The organism is Bifidobacterium sp. UTCIF-39 (assembly GCF_006408715.1).
Classification (GTDB): Bacteria; Actinomycetota; Actinomycetes; order Actinomycetales; family Bifidobacteriaceae; genus Galliscardovia; species Galliscardovia tissieri.
On sequence record NZ_JEOG01000041.1, the window covers coordinates 1 to 5,568 of the forward strand.

The window sequence follows — 5,568 nt, forward strand, 5'->3', positions numbered from 1 at the left end:
TGTGTGCGGTGGTGTGCTACTCTCCCACACCCTGCCGGGTGCAGTACCATCGCCGTGCCAGGTCTTAGCTTCCGGGTTCGGAATGGATGCCGGGCGTCTCCCCTGGGCCATGACCACCGCAAGAATAATTCTGAACACGCCGCAACCGCGGCATGCTTGGTGGCGGTTCGGGAACCGGCTAGCGGACGCGATGAACGTGATCTCGTCTGGTCGATCGCAGTTGGATCATCAGGTGCTCCGTGTCGTCCGGGATGATCGACTGGATCCATCCCGAAGGATTAAGTGTCGTACTCGTCCGTTAGTACCGGTCAGCTCCACCCCTCACAGGGCTTCCACATCCGGCCTATCAACCACGTGTTCTCCATGGGGACTATCCACGCCCCGAGGGGCGTGAGGGAATGCTTATCTTGGAGAAGGCTTCCCGCTTAGATGCTTTCAGCGGTTATCCCATCCGAACGTAGCCAACCAGCCGTACCCTTGGCAGGATAACTGGCATACCAGAGGTTCGTCCACCCAGGTCCTCTCGTACTATGGGCAGGACTCCTCAACATTCCAACGAGCGCAGAGGATAGAGACCAAACTGTCTCACGACGTTCTGAACCCAGCTCGCGTGCCGCTTTAATCGGCGAACAGCCGAACCCTTGGGACCTGCTCCAGCCCCAGGATGCGACGAGCCGACATCGAGGTGCCAAACCATCCCGTCGATATGGACTCTTGGGAATGATCAGCCTGTTATCCCCGGGGTACCTTTTATCCGTTGAGCGATGCCGCGCCCGTGCGCCGGCACCGGATCACTATCTCCGACTTTCGTCCCTGCTCGACCCGTCGGTCTCACAGTCAAGCCCGCTTGTGCGATTGCACTCGACACCCGATTGCCAACCGGGCTGAGCGGACCTTTGAGCGCCTCCGTTACTCTTTGGGAGGCAACCGCCCCAGTTAAACTACCCGCCAGGCACTGTCCCTGACACGGATCACGCGTCGAGGTTAGACGCCAGATGAAGACAGAGCGGTATTTCAACGACGGCTCCACACGGGCTGGCGCCCATGCTTCCAAGCCTCCCGCCTATGCTACACAGTCCACACCTAACGACAATACCAAGGTATAGTAAAGGTCCCGGGGTCTTTTCGTCCTTCTGCGCTTAACGAGCATCTTTACTCGTACTGCAATTTCGCCGAGCTCCTGGTCGAGACAGTGGGGAAGTCGTTACGCCATTCGTGCAGGTCGGAACTTACCCGACAAGGAATTTCGCTACCTTAGGATGGTTATAGTTACCACCGCCGTTTACCGGGGCTTGAATTCACCGCTTCTCCGAAGATGACGGATCCTCTTAACCTTCCGGCACCGGGCAGGCGTCAGTGCATATACAGCGGCTTGCGCCTTCGCATGCACCTGTGTTTTTGGTAAACAGTCGCTACCCCCTGGCCTGTGCCACCCCCACCGGCTCCCCTCGCGAGGAGGATCACCAACGGGGGTCTCCCTTAAACCGAAGGAACGGGAGCAATTTGCCGAGTTCCTTGACCAGGATTCGCTCGATCGCCTTGGCATTCTCTGCCTGACCACCAGTGTCGGTTTCGGGTACGGGCGGCAACGGCCCTCACGCCGAAGCTTTTCTCGGCAGCATGGGATCACCGGATTCGGGCCAAACGGCCCCCATCATCACGCCTCACCACAACGCACCCCGGATTTGCCTGGGATGCTGGCCACACGCTTGACCACGGAAAACCACCTCCGCGGCCGGCTACCCTCCTGCGTCACTCCTGCGCTCTCCTACTACGGCTACGGTCCCGGGCCGACCACCATCCACGCCCCGAAGGACATGTCAGGCAGAAGACACGGTTAGTACTCGCCGCCTCGGACCTGTCGGTCCGCCGCCGGTACGGGAATATCAACCCGTTCATCCATTCGACTACGCCTGTCGGCCTCGCCTTAGGACCCGACTCACCCAGGGACGATGAACGTGGCCCTGGAACCCTTGGTCATCCGGCGCGGGGGATTGTCACCCCCGTCTCGCTACTCATGTCTGCATTCTCACTCCCATACGGTCCACCACAGGCTCACGCCGCGGCTTCACCCCATACAGGACGCTCTCCTACCCAGCGACCACAAGGATCGCTGCCGCGTCTTCGGTGGCGTGCTTGAGCCCCGCTACATTGTCGGCGCAGGACCACTAGACCAGTGAGCTGTTACGCACTCTTTCAAGGATGGCTGCTTCTGAGCCAACCTCCTGGCTGTCTATGCGACCCCACATCCTTTCCCACTTAGCACGCGCTTCGGGACCTTAGACGACGATCTGGGCTGTCTCCCTCTCCACGACGAAGCTTATCCCCCGCCGGGTCACTGCCGGAATACACCTCACAGGTATTCGGAGTTTGGCTGCTGTTGGTACCCTGTACGGGCCCGCAAGCATCCAGTAGCTCTACCCCCTGGAGACAATCAACCGACGCTGCACCTAAATGCATTTCGGAGAGAACCAGCTATCACGGAATTTGATTGGCCTTTCACCCCTAACCCCAAGTCATCCCCCCAGTTTTCAACCTAGGTGGGTCCGGTCCTCCACGCGGTCTTACCCGCGCTTCAACCTGCTCAGGGCTAGATCATCCCGCTTCGGGTCCAGGGCACGCGACTCAAACGCCTTATTCAGACTCGCCTTCGCTACGCGTACGCCACACGGCTTACGCTCGCCACGCACCACTGACTCGCAGACTCATTTTTCGATAGGCACGCCGTCACCCCTCAAGGCTCCGACGGTTTGTAAGCGCATGGTTTCAGATACTATTTCACTCCCCTCCCGGGGTACTTTTCACCTTTCCCTCACGGTACTCGTACGCTATCGGTCACACGGGAATATTCAGGCTTATCCAACGGTCTGGACGGATTCACGCGGGATTCCACGAGTCCCGCGCTACTTGGGAGAACGCATCGACGGGCCAGGAGCTGCCGGCTACGGGGCCATCACCCTCTACGGCCGGGAATTCAATCCCGTTCGCCTGACTCCAAGCTTTATCACCACCGCCGCCCCCGTCGGAGGACGGACAACGCTTCCCACGACACCGCGAACGCAACCCCCGACGGGTATCACACGAACACGGTTTAGCCATCATCCGCTTTCGCTCGCCACTACTCACGGAATATCCTTTCCTGCAGGTACTGAGATGTTTCACTTCCCTGCGTACCCCCCGCACAACATGCGGTGACAGCCCACAACGACTGCCGGGTTACCCCATTCGGACACCCTCGGATCAAAGCCTGGTCGGCGGCTCCCCGAGGCCTATCGCGGCCCCCCACGTCCTTCATCGGTCCCGTGTGCCAAGGCATCCACCATACGCCCTTCACAACGACACCCAACCCCCAAAAGGATTCGGGCCATCGGAAGAACCCAGCGAACATCCGGACAACACATCATCACACAAAATGATCACAAAACGATCGACCGAGCCACATGACAACAATCACGCAGCCCGACGAAAAATCACAGCAGACCACCACCACCCAACGGCGGCGGGGCCTGCTCGCGTCCACTATCCAGTTCTCAAACAACCACCCCACAACCAGCCACCCCGAACCCCCCGAAGGAAGCCAGGCCAGCCGGCCGGGACCCAGACGCCACCCACCAGGACAACCATCCTGGGGTCGCGGTCCGGGAACCCAACAGCGCGCCCCGCACCACCAAGCAATGACCGTAACCACACCAGCACGCCCCATCTTCACCTACCCCAGGGAACACCCCCGGGGCGCGGGGCACGGACGACCACCAAACCGATGATCGATTTCACAAGAATCTCCGTAGAAAGGAGGTGATCCAGCCGCACCTTCCGGTACGGCTACCTTGTTACGACTTAGTCCCAATCACGAGCCTCACCTTAGACGGCTCCATCCCACAAGGGGTTAGGCCACCGGCTTCGGGTGCTGCCCACTTTCATGACTTGACGGGCGGTGTGTACAAGGCCCGGGAACGCATTCACCGCGGCGTTGCTGATCCGCGATTACTAGCGACTCCACCTTCACGGAGCCGAGTTGCAGGCTCCGATCCGAACTGAGACCGGTTTTCAGGGATCCGCTCCGCGTCACCGCATCGCATCCCGCTGTACCGGCCATTGTAGCATGCGTGAAGCCCTGGACGTAAGGGGCATGATGATCTGACGTCATCCCCACCTTCCTCCGAGTTAACCCCGGCGGTCCCCCGTGAGTTCCCACCATGACGTGCTGGCAACACGGGGCGAGGGTTGCGCTCGTTGCGGGACTTAACCCAACATCTCACGACACGAGCTGACGACGACCATGCACCACCTGTGAACCCGCCCCGAAGGGAAACACCATCTCTGATGTCGCCGGGAACATGTCAAGCCCAGGTAAGGTTCTTCGCGTTGCATCGAATTAATCCGCATGCTCCGCCGCTTGTGCGGGCCCCCGTCAATTTCTTTGAGTTTTAGCCTTGCGGCCGTACTCCCCAGGCGGGACGCTTAACGCGTTAGCTCCGACACGGAACCCGTGGAATGGGCCCCACATCCAGCGTCCACCGTTTACGGCGTGGACTACCAGGGTATCTAATCCTGTTCGCTCCCCACGCTTTCGCTCCTCAGCGTCAGTAACGGCCCAGAGACCTGCCTTCGCCATTGGTGTTCCTCCCGATATCTACACATTCCACCGTTACACCGGGAATTCCAGTCTCCCCTACCGCACTCCAGCCCGCCCGTACCCGGCGCAGATCCACCGTTAAGCGATGGACTTTCACACCAGACGCGACGAGCCGCCTACGAGCCCTTTACGCCCAATAATTCCGGACAACGCTTGCGCCCTACGTATTACCGCGGCTGCTGGCACGTAGTTAGCCGGCGCTTATTCGAAAGGTACACTCACTTGCGCTTGCTCCCAATCAAAAGCGGTTTACAACCCGAAGGCCGTCATCCCGCACGCGGCGTCGCTGCATCAGGGTTCCCCCCATTGTGCAATATTCCCCACTGCTGCCTCCCGTAGGAGTCTGGGCCGTATCTCAGTCCCAATGTGGCCGGTCGCCCTCTCAGGCCGGCTACCCGTCAAAGCCACGGTGGGCCATTACCCCGCCGTCAAGCTGATAGGACGCGACCCCATCCCATACCGGTAAACCCTTTCCCACACAGGCATGCACCCATGTGGAGCATCCGGCATTACCACCCGTTTCCAGGAGCTATTCCAGAGTACAGGGCAGGTTGGTCACGCATTACTCACCCGTTCGCCACTCTCACCACCAAGCAAGCTTGATGGATCCCGTTCGACTTGCATGTGTTAAGCACGCCGCCAGCGTTCGTCCTGAGCCAGAATCAAACCCTCCACAAAAAAACCTTCATGAAGAGCCAAAACAATGACTCGAAAAAAAGAAAAGAAAAAGACAGACAAAACACACAACCAGCAACCCACGCCACAACAGCGCAGACCACCGGCCGCATGCTCGCACAATCCTTCCAAAAACCCGGCCACAATCAAACCCTTTCAGGCACTCCCACCACACAAGGACAGGAGCAGCAGCCGGACTGGCAATCAAAACTTAGTAGTACAAAACACGCTCTTGAGTTCTCAAACCACCACCACAC

1 protein-coding gene and 3 rRNA genes are annotated in these 5,568 nt (G+C 59.3%); 1 reads left to right on the forward strand and 3 read right to left on the reverse strand.

Translation table 11 applies throughout. The features are described from left to right. Positions 1–3: 3 nt before the first annotated feature. The 3 genes from rrf to EP30_RS10775 all read right to left on the reverse strand — a co-directional run bounded on the left by rrf (position 4) and on the right by EP30_RS10775 (position 5,314). A 5S ribosomal RNA gene (gene rrf, locus EP30_RS10765) occupies positions 4–121 on the reverse strand. 158 nt (positions 122–279) lie between these two features. Next, a 23S ribosomal RNA gene (locus EP30_RS10770) occupies positions 280–3,343 on the reverse strand. A gap of 445 nt (positions 3,344–3,788) precedes the next feature. After that, positions 3,789–5,314 (reverse strand): 16S ribosomal RNA (locus tag EP30_RS10775). The 16S, 23S and 5S rRNA genes sit together here, the layout of an rRNA operon. 9 nt (positions 5,315–5,323) lie before the next feature. Between EP30_RS10775 and EP30_RS11025 the strand changes: the two genes are divergently transcribed. Next, the coding region (locus EP30_RS11025; RefSeq protein WP_219846829.1) for a hypothetical protein at positions 5,324–5,568 on the forward strand (245 nt) is incomplete at its 3' end.